The sequence below is a fragment of the Azospirillum cavernae genome, from assembly GCF_003590795.1.
GTDB lineage: Bacteria > Pseudomonadota > Alphaproteobacteria > Azospirillales > Azospirillaceae > Azospirillum > Azospirillum cavernae.
In genome coordinates this window covers 134,613-153,342 of the sequence record NZ_QYUL01000003.1, presented here as the reverse complement: position 1 = coordinate 153,342, position 18,730 = coordinate 134,613, and the positions used below count along the sequence as shown (strand labels likewise).

General features: G+C 66.7%; 12 protein-coding genes. 6 read left to right on the top strand and 6 right to left on the bottom strand.

The window, feature by feature from the left end:
- The first annotated feature begins 57 nt into the window (after positions 1-57).
- The 3 genes from D3877_RS20640 (at position 58) to D3877_RS20630 (ending at position 4,729) form a co-directional block, all read left to right on the top strand.
- Positions 58-1,308: an allantoate amidohydrolase gene (locus D3877_RS20640; protein ID WP_119832685.1), complete on the top strand. Its 1,251-nt coding sequence runs from the start codon at positions 58-60 to the stop codon at positions 1,306-1,308.
- Positions 1,305-2,558, top strand: coding sequence for a M20/M25/M40 family metallo-hydrolase (locus D3877_RS20635; protein ID WP_119832684.1), 1,254 nt, complete (start codon positions 1,305-1,307; stop codon positions 2,556-2,558). The genes D3877_RS20640 and D3877_RS20635 overlap by 4 nt, the downstream gene beginning before the upstream one ends.
- 116 nt (positions 2,559-2,674) lie before the next feature.
- Complete coding sequence (locus D3877_RS20630) at positions 2,675-4,729, top strand: YgiQ family radical SAM protein (protein ID WP_119832683.1); 2,055 nt, start codon at positions 2,675-2,677, stop codon at positions 4,727-4,729.
- Here D3877_RS20630 and D3877_RS20625 read toward each other — a convergent pair.
- The 4 genes from D3877_RS20625 to D3877_RS20610 all read right to left on the bottom strand — a co-directional run bounded on the left by D3877_RS20625 (position 4,722) and on the right by D3877_RS20610 (position 11,473).
- On the bottom strand, positions 4,722-5,381 hold the full coding sequence (locus D3877_RS20625; RefSeq protein WP_119832682.1) for a retron system putative HNH endonuclease: 660 nt from the start codon (positions 5,379-5,381) through the stop codon (positions 4,722-4,724). The two genes, D3877_RS20630 and D3877_RS20625, sit on opposite strands and share 8 nt — an antisense overlap.
- Complete coding sequence (locus D3877_RS20620; protein ID WP_119832681.1) at positions 5,378-6,724, bottom strand: AAA family ATPase; 1,347 nt, start codon at positions 6,722-6,724, stop codon at positions 5,378-5,380. The genes D3877_RS20625 and D3877_RS20620 overlap by 4 nt, the downstream gene beginning before the upstream one ends.
- A gap of 73 nt (positions 6,725-6,797) precedes the next feature.
- Positions 6,798-7,679: an FkbM family methyltransferase gene (locus D3877_RS20615; RefSeq protein WP_119832680.1), complete on the bottom strand. Its 882-nt coding sequence runs from the start codon at positions 7,677-7,679 to the stop codon at positions 6,798-6,800.
- Positions 7,676-11,473 (bottom strand): O-linked N-acetylglucosamine transferase family protein, encoded by a 3,798-nt coding sequence (locus tag D3877_RS20610; RefSeq protein WP_119832679.1) that lies wholly within the window; start codon positions 11,471-11,473, stop codon positions 7,676-7,678. Before D3877_RS20610 ends, D3877_RS20615 begins: the two co-directional genes overlap by 4 nt.
- Before the next feature lie 359 nt (positions 11,474-11,832).
- Here D3877_RS20610 and D3877_RS20605 point away from each other — a divergent pair, with 359 nt between their 5' ends.
- The gene (locus D3877_RS20605; RefSeq protein WP_119832678.1) at positions 11,833-12,975 is read left to right on the top strand and encodes an MFS transporter; all 1,143 of its coding nucleotides are present in this window, start codon (positions 11,833-11,835) and stop codon (positions 12,973-12,975) included.
- 10 nt (positions 12,976-12,985) lie between these two features.
- Here the strand turns inward: D3877_RS20605 and D3877_RS20600 are convergent, their stop codons facing one another.
- Positions 12,986-14,269 (bottom strand): family 4 glycosyl hydrolase, encoded by a 1,284-nt coding sequence (locus tag D3877_RS20600; RefSeq protein ID WP_119833117.1) that lies wholly within the window; start codon positions 14,267-14,269, stop codon positions 12,986-12,988.
- A 226-nt stretch (positions 14,270-14,495) separates the two neighbouring features.
- Here D3877_RS20600 and D3877_RS20595 point away from each other — a divergent pair, with 226 nt between their 5' ends.
- Both D3877_RS20595 and D3877_RS20590 read left to right on the top strand, forming a co-directional pair.
- Positions 14,496-15,836, top strand: a complete 1,341-nt coding sequence (locus D3877_RS20595) for a GH1 family beta-glucosidase (protein WP_119832677.1) — start codon at positions 14,496-14,498, stop codon at positions 15,834-15,836.
- A 90-nt stretch (positions 15,837-15,926) separates the two neighbouring features.
- Entirely contained in the window at positions 15,927-17,765 is a 1,839-nt protein-coding gene (locus D3877_RS20590; RefSeq protein WP_119832676.1) for an ABC transporter ATP-binding protein/permease, read from the top strand.
- A gap of 153 nt (positions 17,766-17,918) precedes the next feature.
- Here the strand turns inward: D3877_RS20590 and D3877_RS20585 are convergent, their stop codons facing one another.
- Positions 17,919-18,683 carry a C40 family peptidase gene (locus D3877_RS20585; protein ID WP_119832675.1) on the bottom strand — a complete coding sequence of 255 codons (765 nt, stop codon included), beginning with the start codon at positions 18,681-18,683 and terminating at the stop codon, positions 17,919-17,921.
- Positions 18,684-18,730: the final 47 nt, after the last annotated feature.

Genomic DNA, 18,730 nt, shown 5'->3' with positions numbered 1-18,730 from the left:
GGGAAAGCGGCGGGCGTATGATGGCTCCTCACCCCGCGTGTCCCGGATTCCCGCCCGATGCCTCACCCCCCGCTTTCCGGCCAAACCCTTCTCGACCGCAGCGAGGCGCTGGCGGCGATCAGCGCCGAGGATGGGCGGCTGTCGCGCCATTATTTGACCCCGGAACACCGCCGCGCCAACGATCTGGTCGCCGCCTGGATGGCGGAGGCCGGGATGGTCACGCGCGAAGACGCGCTGGGCAACATCATCGGCCGGTACGAGGGCGAGACGCCGGGCCTCCCCGCTTTGTTGATCGGTTCGCACCTCGACACCGTGCGCGACGCCGGAAAATATGACGGCATGTTGGGCGTGCTGTCGGGCGTCGCCGTGGTCGCCGATCTCCACGCGCGCGGGCGCCGCCTGCCCTTCGCCATCGAGGTCATCGGCTTTGGCGACGAAGAGGGGGTGCGCTTTCAATCGACCCTGATCGGCAGCCGCGCCATCGCCGGAACCTTCGACCCGGCGGTTTTGGACAGCCGCGACGCCGACGGACTCCGTCTGGCCGACGCCCTGGCCGCCTTCGGCCTCGACCCCGCCGCCTGGGCCAGCGCCGCCCACGCGCCCGACCGCGTTCTGGGCTATGTCGAGTTGCACATCGAACAGGGGCCGGTGCTGGAGGCGTTGGGCCAGCCGGTCGGCATCGTCACCGCGATCGCCGGGGCCACCCGGTTGGCGGTGACGGTGGAGGGATTCGCCGGGCACGCCGGAACCGTGCCGATGACCCTGCGCCGCGACGCGCTGGCGGCGTCCGCCGAGATGATCCTGGCGGTGGAAAGCCTCTGTTCGGGGCAGGAACGCTTGGTCGGCACGGTCGGGCGGATCGAGGCGACCCCCGGCGCCACCAACGTCATCGCCGGGCGCGTCCGCTTCACCATTGATTTGCGCGCCGACCGCGACGCCCTGCGATTGGAGCGGGTCGCCGCCGTCCGCGCCCGGCTGGAGGCCATCGCCGACCAGCGCGGCGTCGCCATCGCCATCGAACCGCTGCACGACAGCCCCGCCGTCGCCTGCTGCCCCGCCTTGATGGCGCAGTTGGCCGCCTCCGCCCGCGCCCTGGGGCTTGAGGCCCCGGAATTGCCGAGCGGAGCCGGGCATGACGCCATGGCGATGGCGGCGTTGACCGACATCGCCATGCTGTTCGTCCGGTGCGAGCGGGGGATCTCCCACAACCCCGCCGAACGCATCACCGCCGCCGACGCCGAGCAGGGCGTCCGCGCGCTTGCCCATTTCGTTGACCATTTTCAGCCCGCATCGGATCGCCGCTCATGACCGCCCCGAACGCCGCCCCTGTCTCCGCCCTGGCCGCCGCCCTGGCCGCCGCCGTCGATGACAGCTTTGACGCCGAAACCCGCTTTCTGGCGGAGTTGGTCAAGGTTCCGTCCGACAACCCGCCCGGCGACTGCGCCCCCCACGCCGTCCGCGCGGCGGAACTGCTGGAAGCGATGGGCTTTTCCGTCGAACGCCACCCGGTCCCCGCCGATCTGGTGCGGGCGAACGGCATGGTCAGCGCCACCAATTTGATCGTTCGCCACCGCTTCGGCGACGGCCCCACCGTGGCGCTGAACGCCCATGGCGACGTTGTGCCGCCCGGCGAAGGCTGGTCGAGCGATCCCTACGGCGCGGAGATCCGCGACGGTTTCATGTATGGGCGCGGCGTCGCCGTGTCGAAATCCGATTTCGCCACCTACGCCTTCGCGCTGAAGGCCCTGATCGCGTCCGGCGCGCCGCTGGGCGGAAGCGTCGAACTGCACCTGACCTATGACGAGGAGGCCGGGGGCGAGATCGGGCCGAAATGGCTGCTCGACCAGGGCCTGTCAAAGCCCGACTACGCCGTGTCGGCCAGCTTCGCCTATTCGGTGGTGACGGCGCACAACGGCTGCCTGCATCTGGAGGTGCAGGTCGATGGCAAATCCGCCCACGCCGCCCGCCCCGACACCGGGTTCGACGCGCTGGAGGCCGCCAACGGCGTGCTGTCCGCCCTTTACGCCCATCGCCCCGAACTCGCCAAGCGGCTTTCCAACACCGTCGGCATCACCTGCCCGTCGTTGACCGTCGGGTTGATCCAGGGCGGCATCAACACCAACGTCGTGCCCGACCGCGTCACCTTCCGCCTGGACCGCCGCATGATCCCGGAGGAAAATCCGGCGGAGGTCGAGGCCGGTCTGCGCGCCCTGATCGAACAGGCCGCTTCCGGCTATGAGGGCATCCGGGTCGGCGTTCGCCGGATTTTGCTGGCCCGGCCCTTCACCTCGGTCGGCGACGCGCCGCGTCTGGCCGCCTTGTTCGCCCGCCACGCCGAAGCGGTGTTGGGCCAGCCGGTCGGCCAGAACGGCATCCCGCTTTACACCGACGCCCGCCATTATTCGGAGGCCGGGATTCCGACCATCCTCTATGGCGCCGGGCCGCGCGACCTGCTGGAGGCCAACGGCCACCGCGCCGACGAAAAGCTGAAGCTGGACGATCTGCGCAAGGCGACGCTGGTGGTGGCCCGCGCGCTGGCCGAGCTGCTGGCTGCCTGAAGAGCGCAATAACCAATCGCCGCGCTGCGATTTACGCGGTGGGAATTTGGGGGCGAACGCGGTATGACTGGCCGCTTGTTCGCCCCCCTTTTCTTTTGACCGCCCTGGAACCCGTCATGCTGACCGCCCCCAACCTGTTCGCCCACCGTCCCGACCGGAGCGTGCGCCCAAAGCCCGCGCCGTTCCTGCCGATGTCGCGGGCGGAGATGGACCGGCTGGGCTGGGACCAGTGCGACGTGATCGTCGTCACCGGCGACGCCTATGTCGATCACCCCAGCTTCGGCATGGCGATCATCGGGCGGCTGCTGGAATCCCAGGGCCTGCGCGTCGGCATCATCGCCCAACCGGATTGGAGCAGCGCCGAGGCCTTCAAGGTTCTGGGCGCGCCGCGCCTGTTCTGGGGCGTGACCAGCGGCAACATGGATTCGATGGTGAATCACTACACCGCCGACCGCCGCCTGCGTCACAACGACAGCTACACCCCGAACGACGAAGGCGGCAAACGGCCCGACCGCGCCGTGACCGTCTACGCCCAACGCTGCCGCGAAGCCTTCAAGGGCATCCCCGTGGTGCTGGGCGGCATAGAGGCGTCCCTGCGCCGCATCGCCCAGTACGATCATTGGAGCGAAAAGATCCGCCGCTCCGTCCTGATGGATTCCAAGGCCGACATGCTGGTCTATGGCAACGCCGAGCGCGCGATCATCGAAATCGCGCAACGGGCGTTGGCCGGGGAATCGATCCGCGAGATGACCGACATTCGCGGCACCGCCATCATGCGCTCCGCCGTTCCCGACGGCTGGACCGTCATCGACAGCAGCTCTATCGACGATCCGACCGTCACCGTGTCGCCGCGCGCCGCCGGAGCCGATAGCATGGTGGTGCGCCTGCCCTCCTTCGAGCAGGTCAGCGCCGACAAGGTGCTGTACGCCCACGCCAGCCGGATTCTCCACCAGGAAAGCAACCCCGGCAACGCCCGCGCCCTGATCCAGCGCCATGGCGAGCGCGAGGTCTGGCTGAACCCGCCGCCGATTCCGTTGGAAACCAACGAGATGGACGGCGTCTATGATTTCGCCTACGCCCGCGCCCCGCACCCGTCCTATGGCGACGCGCGCATCCCGGCGTGGGAGATGATCCGCTTTTCCGTCAACATCATGCGCGGCTGTTTTGGCGGCTGCTCCTTCTGCTCGATCACCGAGCATGAGGGCCGCATCATCCAAAGCCGCTCCGAAGGCTCCATCCTGCGCGAGATCGAGCAGATCCGCGACAAGACCAAGGGCTTCACCGGCACGATTTCCGACATGGGCGGGCCGACCGCCAACATGTACCGCCTCGCCTGCAAGGACAAGGAGACGGAATCGCTCTGCCGCCGCCCGTCCTGCGTCTTCCCCGACATCTGCAAGAATCTGGACACCGATCACTCCTCGCTGGTCCAGCTCTACCGCAAGGCCCGCGCCGTGCCGGGGGTGAAGAAGATCCACATCGCGTCCGGCCTGCGTTACGACCTCGCCGTGCGGAACCCGGAATATGTGAAGGAACTCGTCACCCACCATGTCGGCGGCTATCTGAAAATCGCCCCGGAGCACACGGAGCCGGGGCCGCTCGCCAAGATGATGAAGCCCGGCATGGGCGCCTATGACGAATTCAAGCGGATGTTCGACAAGGCGGCGAAAGAGGCGGGGAAAAAGCTCTACCTCATCCCCTATTTCATCGCCGCCCACCCCGGCACCACGGACGAGGACATGATGAACCTCGCCCTATGGCTGAAACGGAACGGCTTCAAGGCCGATCAGGTGCAGACCTTCCTGCCCTCGCCGATGTCGCTGGCGACCGCCATGTACCACAGCGAACGCAACCCCCTGCGCCCGGTGCGCCGCACCGGATCGGAAGAGGTGCTGTCCGCCAAGGGCCTGCGCCAACGCCGCTTGCACAAGGCCTTCCTGCGCTACCACGACCCGGAAAACTGGCCGATCCTGCGCGACGCCCTGAAGGCGATGGGCCGCAGCGACCTGATCGGCCCGGGCGAGCACCAGCTCATCCCGGCGTGGCAGCCGGTGGGCGCCACCGCCAAACCGCGCGAGACGGGGCCAAAGGGCGGCAAGGGAACAACCTTCGTCACCCAGCAGAGCGGCAAGGGCCGACGCGTGGTGCCGGGGAAGCCCGGCGTCAGGTGAGTTCCTGCTCCAAATAAAGCGCCGCGACATGGCCAAAGGGTTTGGCGCGCCCTTCTTTATCAAGGGCGCGCAAAGACGCTATTTCTTTGTCTCTAGTCGTTTTGTTGATTTCACCGTCTTCAATGGCGCGCTCCAGACCTGCAATAACTTCGCGTCTCTCGTTCTTCAATGTCTTATCATCCAAATTCAGCGCAACAATCGCTTGAGAGGCCATCGCGTCATCCTTGCGCTTTGGCTTAATCTGGCCTGTGCTGTCATAGCGAAAGCGCCGCTCACAATCGGGGTGCGAGGGTATGAGGTCTTGGTTGTTCGGATCATGCCAATTGTCTTTCGCGTGCCCACAGGTCTTGGGAATATTTTTCGTTGGTTTCTTCCCACAGCTCGCGAATAAATTCAAATAATCGAATGTGCGATTTTTATAAAAATCTCGCGGCCAAAAATGCTCAATATGGCAATCTGAACCATCTATTTTCAATGAGCGTCCGCAATAAGCGCAAACATAACCTTGCTCAACACGCAGGCTCTTGATTATAGATTGCTTTATTTCATAAAATTCGTTAAGTGATTCCCAAGAAAGATTTTTCTCATTTTGATGCTCTGCCAACCAGCCTGTAAATTCAACAGGCTGTGGACCTTTGGGCGAGTGTTTCATTCCCCCTGCCCCCGCTGGCGTTGCCGACGCTCCAAGCGCGCTTGGGCAATCGTCAATTCTGGCGGAGAGCCTTCGATTTTTTCACGCAACTCTGCCAGTTTTTCCGCCGCCGCTTGCAAACGACCGTTGGCAATGGCGTCGTCCAGCGCGTCCAAATCGTCTTTTAGCCCTTCATCGCGCTCATCGGCTCCCAGCACATGCAGCAGAATATGATTGCTGTCGCGCCCATAGGTGGCGTCGGGAATCCAGGATTCAATGAAACCTTCTTTAGAAGCCCGCAAAACACGTATGTTGGCGGCCTCAACTTCTCCCAAGACCTGCGGCGAATGGGTGGTGACGACGAATTGACACCCCGGAAATGTTTCCAAGAGCCATGGGAGAAATTTTCGCTGCCAACCAGGATGCAAGTGGAGTTCAACCTCATCGATCAGAACAATGCCCTTGCAACGGAGAGGGTCATCATTTTCTGGATTGAGAATCGCCAAGCGTCGAGCGAGATCACCCGCAAGTGCGAGGAAAATTTTTTCGCCGCTTGAGAGTTGATCGACTTTAAGCAAATCACGATATACTGCCACAAATTCATTTAATTCTGGAAGAATTGACAAATTTTCTGGCATTGGTCGGCGAACTTTCTTCCACACACACAACCCACGTGGAGCATCCGCTCGATAGACGGGTCTTTCAAGTCCAGTTGAGTGAGTCATCGCCCGCCGAACAGCCTTAAGCTGATGGTCTCGATACTCAGGATCTTCTTGCCATTTTTGAAGTTCCAAAAAGCTGCGATCCCGGAACCAAGCGACAAATTCACGAAAATCAAGCTCTCCATCCAAGGCAAAACGAAATCCTGCGGCTGTTTCCAAATCCGCATTATCCCTCAATCTTTTTGGCATATCCAACACTGCGCGGCGTTGCCCGTAATAAACCAGCAACGGTTCTCCACTCAGTTCCTCTTTCTTTTCGTCATGCCGAGAACGCACATAATCGTTGAGATTGTTAAGATCACTGGACACGGACCCAAGTAATTTTCCGGACCGATCCTGTTTTACCAATGACCACCCGACCGTCGCCCCTTGCTCACTTTCAACGGCAATCGATATTGATGCGTTCAAGCTAAACGAATCACCTCTCAATTGAATATCCGACTCGCTCAGTTGTCGCGCCCGCTGCGGCGACAGATGCACAAAGCGCGCAATGTATTGATCCAGCAAAATGGCCAAAGCATCCAGAACGGACGTCTTGCCCACGCCGTTCTCGCCAACGATCACGGTCAGCCGTTCACCGAACTCAAGGTGCAGCTTGTCGATGCCGCGAAAATTCTCGATGTCCAGCGATTTGAGTTTCATCACGCTCTGCCCAGATGGTGTGTGTTATCGATATCCCAATCAACTCAGTCCGTAAACGCTGTCTTTCCCCGTTTCACCCCCCGGTGAAACGGGGCGTGCAGGCGCGCAAGCAGGGGTGTTCGTCCACGTTCAGCACCGGCAGCAGACCGGCCAGCTTGGCGTTCGCCGCCTTGGGGATGCACAGCAGGTTGACGCCCATGCCCTGGGCGTGGACTCGGGTTCCGTCATCGACGAAGCCGGTGGAATAGAGCGGTTCGGCGACGCCGAAGAAATTCGCCGGGTTGTGGAAGGACGGCAGGAACCAATAACAATCATACTCCAGCGACTGAAGCAGCGACAGCAGGTCGCGCGACTGCTCCAGCCGGTCGTTTTCAACGTAGAGCGCCGGGCGGAACTTGGCCAACACGCCGCGCGATCCCTGCAACACGTCGGCTTCCATCCCCTCCACGTCGATTTTGACGAAGCGCAGTTTGGGGTGGTCGAACAGGCCGTCCAGGCGGTTGATCGGGACCGGGCGGTTTCCCGGCAGCTCGGCCAGCGCCAACGCGCCGTAATTGCCCTCCGCGCTCATCGCCACGTCGGCGATGCGCAGGGTTTCGTCGCGCGCGCCCAAGCCGCCCTGAACCGCGTCCACCCAGGTCAGGCTGTTGAGCGCCAGATTGCCGCAGAGCAGTTGAAAATTCAGCCGCACCGGCTCGAAGGCCAGCACCCGCCCCGTTGGCCCGACCAAACGCGCCAGCGCCACCGTGTGGGCGCCGATGTTGGCGCCGACATCGACCACCACGTCGCCGGGCCGCACAAACTGGCGGAACAGCGCCACCTCCTGCTCGAAATACTCGCCGTAATAATCCAGCGAGCGCCCGACGATGGAATCATGCCGGTTGACCAGCATGTGCCCGTGCCGGGTGGCGAGCAGCCGGTTGTCGCCGCGCTCGCCCAACAGATCGGTGGTCATGGTCGCGGTTTCTCCCCTTGGCCTGGATCGGCGTCGCCGCGCGCCCGGCAGGTTTGGAAAAAGCGGGCGATGTCCGTCGCCGCCGACGCAGCGTCGATGCCCGCGATGCAATGGGCCTCCGCCGCCCGGCAGCCGTCCAGGCAGGGGGGGGCGGCGCGCGGTGGTTGGATCACCAGCGCGGCGTCGCTCCAGGGACGGAAACGGTCGGGGGCTTGCGGGTTGAGCGGGTCGCCGCCCTGCGGGTGGCAGGACAGCGCGGCGACCGGCGTTCCCACCGCCGCCGCCATGTGGGCCGGACCGGAATCCATCGCCACCACCGCGTCCACCTCGGCCAAAAGGGCGGTCAGCGCGCGCAGGTCGGCGGCCCCGGTCAGATCCAGCACCGGGGGCGCCAGCGCCGCCGCCAAGGCGACCGCGCGCGCGGCGTCATCCCGAACGCCCAGCAGGACCACCCCGTCGAAACCGGCCAGCGCCGCCAGCCGGTTCACCAGAGCGGCCAAGGAGGGCAGCGGGTAATTGCGGCGGTCGCTGGCCGTGCTGGGCGCGACCGCCAACAAACGGCGGGGCCGCGCCGACCAGGGGGCGCCGTCCGAACCGCCCGCCAACAGCGCCCGCGCGGCGGCGCGTTCGGCGGCGCTGGGGTACAGCTCCACCCCGCCGCCGTGGTCGCTCCCACCCAACGCCGCCAGCAAGGCGAGGTTGCTGTCCACCTCATGCCGCGCCGGGCCTGCGGGCAAAACATGGGTGTAAGCGGCGTCAAAGCCCCGGTTGCCGGTTTCCTTCCACGGCGTAGCCCGTTCGGTGTGGGCCAGCCGGATCGGCGCGCGGCTGGCCGCCGCCAGGGTCGCCGCGCCGCCCTTGTCGAAATCGAAGCGCGCGGTCACGGCGATGTCGAACCCGGCGCGGAAGGCCTCGGCGAAGCGTTGCAGGTCGGCGGGGCTGCGCCCCCGGAAATTCAACGCGCCGCCCGCCCCACCGCCCGCCCCACCGTTCAAGGGGCTGACCACCGCGTCCACATGCGGGCAGCCCTCAGTCAACGGAACCACGCTGTCGGACACCACCAGATGGATGCGCGCCTGCGGGGCGCTGGCCCGCAGGCCGCGCAAAAACGGCGTGGCGAGGACGAAATCGCCCAACTCGTCCAGCTTGATGACCAAAATCCGCTCCGCCCGCCGCAAGGCGTCCGCCGGAACGCCCGGCAACAAAGCGGGCGGCGGCGGGACCGGGGCCGCCGTCTCGACCGGCTCAGCCGCCACCGGCGCAAGCTCCAGCGCGACCGGCGGCAGACCAGCGGCCCAGCGCCGCCACGCCGCGCGGTAACCCGCCTCGACCGCGCGGGCGTAGCCGCCTTCGTCCATCAGGGCCGACCGCGCCATCCGCCCGCGCAGATCGGCGCGCTGTTCGTCCAGAAAGGCGCGATCCGTGGCCAGCCGGACGCCCAGCGCCAGATAATCGTCGTCGCTCTCCGTCACCAGCGCGCCCAACCCGACCGCGCCCAGCAGCGACGCCCCCCAACGCGAGATGGTCGCCCGCCCGGCCTGATTCAGCACCGGAACCCCCATCCACAGCGCGTCGCAGATGGTGGTTCCGCCGTTGGCGAAAACCGGATCCAGCGCGCAGTCGATGCGGGTGTAATCCTCATACGGGTCCGGGGTGATCCCGCGCAGAACCAGCCGCGCCGCCCCCACGCCATGGGCGGCGAAGGCGGCGAGCAGCCGTTGGTCGAGCGCGCCGCCGCTGCCCAGCCCCCGCCATTTCAGCAGCAGCCGGGCCTGCGGAAGCGCGATCAACAGCCGCGCCCACAGCGCGATGGTGGAGCCGTTCACCTTGGTGACGTTGTTGAAGGAGCCGAAAGTGAAAACCCCCGTCCGCTCCACCGGCGGGCGGTCGGGCGGAGCGAAGGCGGAGTCCGCCGGGCGGTAGCACAGCACGCAGCCCGGCAACCGGATCAACCGTTCGGAATGCAGCCCGTCAGCCCAATCCGGGGCGATGCGCGGGTCGGCCAACTGGTAATCCATCGCCGACAACCCCGTGCTGTTGGGGTAGAGCGGCAGGCTGATCTGCACCGGCGCCGGGCGATGCAGGAACAGCGGCATGCGGTTGCGCGACATGTGGCCGTCGCAATCGACCAGAATGTCGATGCCGTCGGCGCGAATGCGCGCGGCCAGCTCCGGGTCCGACAGCCCGGCGCAGTCCCGCCAGCGATCCGCCGCCGCCTTGAAACGCGCGGTCGCCGCGTCGCTGGGCGTGTCGTTGTAATAACACGTCACCTCGACCGCCGCACGGTCGTGCCGGTCGATCAACGGCAGCAGGAAATGATAGCCGGGACCGGGGTAGCGCTGGAAATCCGGCGACAAATAGCCGACGCGCAAACGGCGATCCGGGTTGCGGTCAACCGCCGTAAAATCGGGGCCGGGCGGCGGCGCGGGCGCGACGAAACGCTCGAACGCGCGATGTTCGGCGAACACGGCGTCGAGGTCGGCGTCCTCGGCAAAGCACAGGCAGAACAGCAGGTTGGAGCGGATGGCGGCGTCGCCCGGAACCCGATCCAGCGCGGCGCGGAAGGCGGCGACCGCCTCCCCATGGCGGCCCAGCGCCATCAGGGCGACGCCCAGGTTGGAGCGGACCAGCGCCTCGTCGCCGCCCGCGCCCAGCGCCAAAACCCGCGCGAAGAGCGGAATCGCCGCCTCGAACGCGTTGGCCTCCAAAGCGTGGGTGCCGATGTTGATCCAGCCGGTGACGCTGTCGGGGTCGAGAGTCACCGCCCGCCGGTGCCAGCCTCCGGCGTCGCCCTGCCGCTTGGCCTGATGCAGAACCGCCCCGGCGTTGGCCGCGAAGGCGGGGGAGGCGGGATCGAGCCGCACCGCGCGCAACGCCGAATCCACCGCCGCGTCGCCCCGCCCCAGCGCCGCCAGCGCCAACCCCAGCCCCGACAGGCCAACCGGAGTCTCCGGCGCCAAGGCCAGCGCCCGGCGAAACCAGCCGACCGCCGCCGCCGGACGGTCGCGCCCCAACAGCAGCGCCGCCAAGGCCAGCGCCGCCCCGGAGTCCAAACGCGCCCACGCCGCCCGCGCCAACCAGACCGCGCCCGTTTCCCAAGAGTCCGTGTTTGACAGGCCGCCGCCCAGAATCGCCAGCGCGTCGGGCTGGTCGGGGACCAGCGCCAGCAACCGGCGGCTGGCCGACGTCGCGCCCGCCACGTCGCCGCTGGCGTGGCGCAGGCCGGTGATCTGCTCCTGCGCCGGAATCAACAGCGGGGCCGCCGCCAGAACATCGTGAAAGGCCGCCAGCGCCTCGGCGGTTCGCCCGGCGTCGCGCAGGGCCGCGCCCCGGTTGTAGGCCGCCGCCGTCAAATTTGGGTCCAGCGCGGCGGCGCGCCCGTACCAGCGCGCGGCCATCATCGGCTGACCGCCGTCATAGAGCGCGTCGGCCAGAACCGAAACGCCCTCGGCGTCGTCCGGGGCCAACGCCAGCAGCCCGCCAAAGGCCCGCGCCGCCTCCGCCGCCCGCCCGGCGGCCCCAAGCAACCGCCCGAGATTGAGGCGAAACGCCGCCTGCCGCCCGTCGCCTTGCACCGCCTGTTGGATCAGCGCGATTCCCGCCGCCAGATCGCCGACCTGCCCCTTGACCAAGCCCAGCAGATGCAGCGCGTCCACCTGACCGGGCTGGCGCCGCAACACCTGCTCATAGAGCGCCCCGGCCTCGGCCCACTGGCCGCTCTGATGCAGGGCGACGGCGCGGGCCAGCAGCGCCTGGGCGTTGCCCGCAGGCTTCAGGCGGTTGGTCGGCTTCATGCGCGCACCGATTCCTCATGACGTCGCGCGGATAATGCTGGGGAGGGTCTGGCGATTGCAAGCCATTCGGCGGTCGCGCGCCGACAGGGGGCGTTCAAGGGGGGAGCGCTTTGCCCCCTCCCCAACCCTCCCCCGCGTTGCGGGAGAGGGAGCATGGAGCGCCGTTGGCGTTCGGCGGAGTTCCCTCTCCCGCGAAGCGGGGGAGGGTTAGGGAGGGGGAAACGGAGCGACGCTCATCCACCGGCAGGCGGCGCCACCCCCGCGCATGACTGCCCCGCGCCACGCCGGGCGCCACCGGGCGGGGATTGCTGGTTACACTTCAGTCCCTGAACCGTCCTCGTCGCGAGCCGCCCCCTCCCATGCGTTTGATCCTTTTGCTTGGCCTCGCCGGGTTCGCCAGCGCCTTTTCGTTGCGCACCACCGATCCGATGCTGACCATCATCGCCGCCGATCTCGACGTGTCGGTGCGGCAGGCCGCCTTGTTGGCCTCGGCCTACACGCTGCCCTACGCGCTGATGCAAATCGTCCTGGGGCCGGTCGGCGACGCCATCGGCAAATCGCGGCTGGTCCGGTTGGCGTTGGTCATCCTGTCCATCGGTTTGGCCCTGTCGGCCATCGCCCCCAGCTATGGCACGGTGATGGCCGGGCGGATTCTGGCGGGCGCCTTCGCGGGCGGCATCATTCCGGCCTCCATGGCCTTGATCGGCGACCGGGTGGCGTATGAAGACCGGCAGGTCGCCATCAGCCGCTTTCTGCTGGCTGTGATTCTGGGCCAGATGTCGGGGTCGGTGGTGTCGGGAGCCTTGGCGGAATGGGCCGGGTGGCGGGTGGTTTTCGGGCTGTCCGCCGGTCTGACCGCGCTGATCTGCGCCGCCACGGTCATCGGCCTGCGCAACGAGGTCGAAAAACGATCCCCCCTGTCGGTCGCCGACGCGCAACAGCGTTACGCCACGGTGCTGACCAACCCGGCCTCCCTGTTCGTCTTCGCCACCGTCGCGGCGGAAGGGCTGCTGATTTTCGGGATCTTCCCCTTCGTCGCCCCGATCCTGATGGCCCATGGCGCGTCCGGCGCGTTCGAGGCCGGGATGACCATCGCCGCCTTCGCCATCGGCGGGGTGGTGTACAGCGCCGTGGTCCGCCGCCTGATCCACGGCCTGGGCCAATGGGGCATGATGAAAGGCGGCGGGCTGTGCTGCGGCGTCGCCTATCTGGTCGCGTCCTTCCCGGTTCCCTGGCCGGTGGTCAGCGGCGCGTTTTTGCTGGCGGGCTTCGGCTTTTACATGCTGCACAACACCATGCAGACCCAGGCGACGGAACTGGCCCCGACCGCGCGCGGTTCGGCGTTGGCGCTGTTCGCCTCCTCCTTCTTTCTGGGCCAAGGCGTCGGGCCGGTGCTGTACGGCGCCTTGGCCGACCACACCGGCTTTCCGCCGCTGCTTCTGGGCGTCGCGGCGCTGACCGCCGCCTTGGGCTTCGTCTCGGTCCGTTTGATCCGGCGTTGACGGGCCGCCGTTACAGGCAGGACCGGATGTAGGGTTTGTTGGCCTCCCACAGCTCGTCCAGAATGGCGACGGCGGCGGTGCTCGACGTGATGACCGGGTCGATCAGCAGGGCTTGCAGGGCCAGTTCCTTCGATCCATGCAACGCCGCTTCCACCGACAATTGCTGCACCCCGGCCTGAACCGACAGCAGCTTGATGATGGGATCGGGCAGGCGGCCCAGCGACACCGGATGCACCCCCGCCGCGTCGGCGATCAAGGGCACCTCGACCGCCAATTCGTCGGGCAGACCGGGAATGACGCCGCGATTGACGACGATGCCGGATTCGATGAAGCGCTTTTGATTGTGCAGCATCCCGGCGATCACCGCGACGGCGCGTTCGCCCCAGCTTGGCTTGGTCCAATCGTCGGGGATCGCCTTGCTGCCGTCAATCACCCCCTCCATCAGATCCTTCAGGATGACGCGGCCCCGCTCGTCATTCTCGAAATCAAAGCCATGTTCGCCGCCCTCCCAGCCATAGGGCAGATACTCGCCCATATGGTCGTCGCTGCACGTCACCCACAGGCCGAAGGCGTGGAACATCCGTCGGGTCAGCGGGGTGAAGGCCGGATCGTGGGTTTTCTCCCGCTCGCGCAACAGCGGGTAGAGGTCGCGCCCGGTTGAGCGTTCGCGGATCGCCGTCAGCCATTGGAAATGGTTGAGGCCCGCCCCCCACACGTCCACCTCCTTTTCCGCCATGCCCAAAATCTGGCAGACGAACCAGCGGGCCAGAAAGATCCCGTGGCACAGACCCAGCGTGCGCACCGACGTGCAGCGCGACAGGCCCAGCACGATGCGGCTTTCCGGGTTGGACAGATTGATGAACAGGGCGTCGGGACAGATCGCCTCGACGTCGCGGACGATGTCCACGATCAACGGCAGGGTGCGCAGGGTGAAGAACAGCCCGCCCGGCCCGCCATTCTCGCCCAGCGTGTGGCGGATGCCGTGCTTTTTCGGCACCGAGAAATCCAGCTTCCACAGCCGGTTGCGGTCAATCGCGATGGCGCACAGCACGAAGCCCGCGCCGACCAGCGCCGCCTTGCGGTCGGTGGTTTTCTCGATGGTGATGCGGGCGTCGCCCTGCCGGTTCAGCACCTCCGCCAACGCCGCCATGCGGTCGAGCGCGTCGGGGTTGGTGTCCACCAGCGTCAGCGTGCTGCCCGCCAACTCGCTGGTTGAAAACAGGTCCTGAAACAGGCTGAGACCAAAGGCGGCGCTGCCCGCGCCGATGAAGACGATCTTGGTGGTGTTGGCCATGGGGATTCCTTCCATGTCGGGGGCGCCTTGCGCGTGGGCGGCCCTTATGCTTTTCCACAAAGCCTACGCCCTTTGGACAGGCCTGCCCAGAGGCGACCAGCCCCAACTGGGCGCGACCTTTCGCCCTGCGCCACCACGTCGCACGGCGCGCGCCACCTATGGCGCCGCCGCCCGGCTTGGGGCATGCTGGTCGCAAAGACAAAACCGTCCGTGGGAGGACAACGCCATGACGTCATTCACCTTTCCGCCCGGATTCCGTTGGGGCGCCTCGACCTCGTCCTACCAGATCGAAGGGGCGCTGGACGTGGATGGGCGCGGGTCTTGCGTGTGGGACCGCTTCGCCGCCCAAGGCCGCATCCAGGACGGCACCAACGCCGCCACCGCCTGCGACCATTACCACCGCTTTCCCGAGGACATCGCCCTGCTGAAGGCGGCGGGCTTCGACAGCTACCGCTTTTCCATCGCTTGGCCGCGCGTGCTGCCAACGGGAACCGGGGCGGTGGAGACTCGCGGGCTGGATTTCTACGACCGGCTGGTCGATGGGCTGCTGGAGGCCGGGATCACCCCGATGGCCTGCCTCTATCATTGGGACCTGCCGCAGCCGTTGGAGGACGCCGCCGGGCCGCAGGGCGGCGGTTGGCAGGGGCGCGACATCATCGGGCCATTCGCCGACTACGCCCGAATCGTCGCCGCCCGCTTGGCCGACCGGGTCAAGGAATGGATGATGCTGAACGAGCCGAACGTCGTCGCCATCTTCGGCTATGGCGTGGGCGAGCACGCGCCGGGCCACAAGCTGGGCGAACAGGGCATCCTGCGGGCGCTGCATCACCAGAATCTGGCCCAGGGCGCCGCCCTGCGCGCCATCGCGGCGGAGCATTCCGGCCTGACGCTCGGCACCGTCTTGAACCTGCAACCCAGCGTTCCCGACAGCGCCAAGCCGGAGGACGTCGCCGCCGCCGCCCGTTGGGACGCGGTGTGGAACCGGGTGACGCTGGACGGCGTGCTGCGCGGCGAAATCCCAGCGCTGCTGGCCGAGAAGATGGACAGCTTCGTCCAGCCCGGCGACCTGGAGGCGATCCGCTACCCCATCGACCTGCTGGGCATCAACTACTACTCCCGCATGACGATGAAGCATGAGGAGGGCCACCCCTTCGACGTCTGGTGGGGGGAGGCGCAATGCCGCCGTTGGACCGGCATGGCGTGGCCGGTCCAGCCTGAGGGGCTGTATGATCTGCTCAGCGAATTGCGGACCGACTACGGAAACCCCGCCGTCTTCATCGCCGAAAACGGCTGCGCCTATGACGATGTGCTGTCCGAAGACGGGCAGATCCACGATGCCGAGCGGGTGCTGTATTTCCGAGAGCATCTGGAATCGGTCGCCCAGGCCGTGGCCGAGGGTTGCGACGTGAAAGGCTATCTGTGCTGGAGCCTGCTCGACAATTTCGAATGGGCCTATGGCTTGGCCAAGCGTTTTGGCGTTGTCCGCGTCGATTACGACACGCAAACCCGCACCCCCAAGGACAGCTACCGCTTCCTCAGCGCGGTGGCGAAAAGCGGGAGCCTGTGACGTTTTGCTTGCCGCCACCCTGTACTTTCGACCAGCGCCGTCCTATTCGTTTGTCATACGGAGGATCGCAGACACAGCCCGGACCCCGACATGGACAGCATGACCACCCCGCCCGGCGCCCCGACCAACGACGCCGGGCGCAGCGCCCGCAGCTTCACCCGCCGCTTCGTTGATTTCGCCGGCGGCTATTGGACCGGCGAGCGGCGCGTCACGGTGTGGCTGCTGACGGTGACGTTGATCGTGCTGACCGTCGGTCAGGTCGTCGTCCCGGTGCTCATCAACATCTGGAGCGAGCAGCTCTTCGACGCGCTGGAACAGCGGTCCATGGAGCGTTTTTACACGATGATCGGCGCGGTGGTCGTCATCATCGGCTACAACATCGTCAACGCCATGCTGCATCTGCTGGTCAAACGGCGGCTGCAACTGGGCTGGCGGCAATGGCTGACCAGCAAGCTGTTGGAGGATTGGCTGCGGCGGGGGCGGCACCACCAGATCGCCTTTCTGCCCGGCGACCACGACAACCCCGATGGGCGCATCGCCGAGGATGTGCGGATCACGGCGGAGATGGCCATTGATCTTGGCCATTCCCTGACCTATTGCGCGATGCTGCTCATCAGCTTCACCAACATCCTGTGGATGTTGTCGGGCCGCATCAGCGTCACGCTGCTGGACACCGAGCTGACGATTCCCGGCCATCTGCTGTTCATCGCCCTGCTTTACGCCGCCATGGGCACCACCATCGCGCTGCTGGTCGGGCAACCGCTGGTCCGCGCCGTCAACCAGCGCCAGCATTTCGAGGCGGATTTCCGTTTCGGTCTGGCGCGGGTGCGCGAAAACGGGCAGGCGATCGCCCTGCTGCATGGCGAAACCGCCGAACGGAAAAGCCTGACCGGCCTGTTCGCCGAGGTGGCGGCGGGCTGGCACGGGCAGACCCGCGCGTTGGGCAACATGATGCTGTTCAGCGCCACCTATTCGGTGCTGTCGGCGGCCTTCCCCATTCTGGTCGCCGCCCCGCGCTACATCGCCGGAACCATTTCGCTGGGCGTGCTGATGCAGACCTCGCAGGCGTTCCAGCAGACCGTCGGGGCGCTGTCCTGGCCCATCGACAATCTGGCCCGCGCCGCCGAATGGCGCGCCTCGGTCGAACGCGTGCTGAATCTGCATGAGGCGTTGGAGCGGCTGGACCGCGACGTCTGCGGCGTCGCGGAAAACCACATCACGGTGGACCGTTCCGAAGAGCATCACAATCTGATCTGCGACGGGGTCAGCATCCACGACCCCAACGGCAAGCCTTTGGTCCACCGCTTCGATCTGGAGATCCACCAGGGCGACCGGGTGCTGATCGTCGGCGACGCGGCGGCGACGGTGCGCCTGTTCCGCGCGGTGGCCGGGGCATGGCCCTGGGGCAGCGGCCACATCATGTTGCCCAGCCACACCCGCGTGTTTTTCATCCCCGAACGGCCCTATCTGCCGCACGAGACGCTGCGCGCCGTGCTGGCCTATCCGGGAACCGCCAACCCCGCCGACGACGACGTGGCGCGCGAGGCTCTGCGCGACGTCGGCCTGCCCCATCTGGCCGACCAGCTCGACCGGATGGAGGAGTGGGACGAAAGCCTGTCGGTGCCGGAACGCCAGCGCTTGAGCTTCGCCCGCCTGCTGATCCGCCGCCCCGACTGGATTTTCCTGGAAGACGCCACCGATTCGCTGGACATCGACAGCGAGGAGGAGTTGCTCGCCATGCTCAGCCGGAAATTCCCGCACGCCACCGTGCTCACCATCAGCAACCATGGCGGGTTGGCCGCCCACCACACCCGCAAACTGATCCTGGAGCGGAAGAACGGCGCCGTCACCCTGCGCGAGATGCACCAGGACGCCGTCATCAACGACAGCGACACCACCCGGCGCGGCCGCCGGGTCGGTCGGGGGTGAGGGGGAAGGTCGCGTTTGCCCCCTCCCTAACCCTCCCCCGCTTGCCAGCGGGAGAGGGAACTCCGCTATACGCCGACAAGGATCAAGACTCCCTCTCCCGCAACGCGGGGGAGGGCTGGGGAGGGGGCAAACGCAACCTTACCCCCTCCCCGTTCAACCCGGACGCCGAACCCCGTTGATGGTTTCGGCGCGGGCGACCACGTCGGCCAGCGGCTCCACCACCACCGACATGGTGAAGACGGTGGCGTGCAGCAGATGCGCCTCGTCCAGCATCAACCCGACATGGCCGGGGAAAAACACGATGTCGCCATAGGCGAAGGCGACGTCGCGGCCATCGCCGGAGATCCAGGCCCCCAGCCGGTCGTCCTTGCGCTGAATCCCGCTGCTGTGGTGCGACACCACCCCCGCCGCCGCCATGGCGGTCAGCACCAGACCGGAGCAGTCGATGCCGAAGGCGCTGCGCCCGCCCCAGACATAGGGGGTTTCCAGAAAGCGCAGGGCGGTGGCGACATGGTCGCGGGCGGGCGGCGCGTCCGCCGGTTCCAGCCCTTTGCCGAACAGCCACAGCCCATCGCCCACCCCGACCCAACCATTCTCCGCCCGCCCGTCGAGCCGAACCAGCGAGCCGAAACTCAGCGTGCCGACCGGCGGGGCCTTGTGGGTGGGGGCCGGGTGCAAATCGGCCCGCAAGGCGCGAACCCGATGGGTGGGCAACACCGGGTCGGCCTGCGGCGTGCCGGGCGGCAGCCAGCCGACATGCCCGTCAAAGCCGTTTTCCACCTGAAGCCAGCCGTCGCGTTCCTCCAGAACGTGAAAGACCTCGCCGCGAATCATCTCGCTGGTTTGCGGCACGCCCGCACGCGGCTCCTCCAACAGGACGGCGTGCGGGGCGGTGAGTTGACGAATCACGGGCGGCATGGCGGGTGCGTCCAAAGGGGAAATGCAAAGCTGCGGCGTTGACGGGC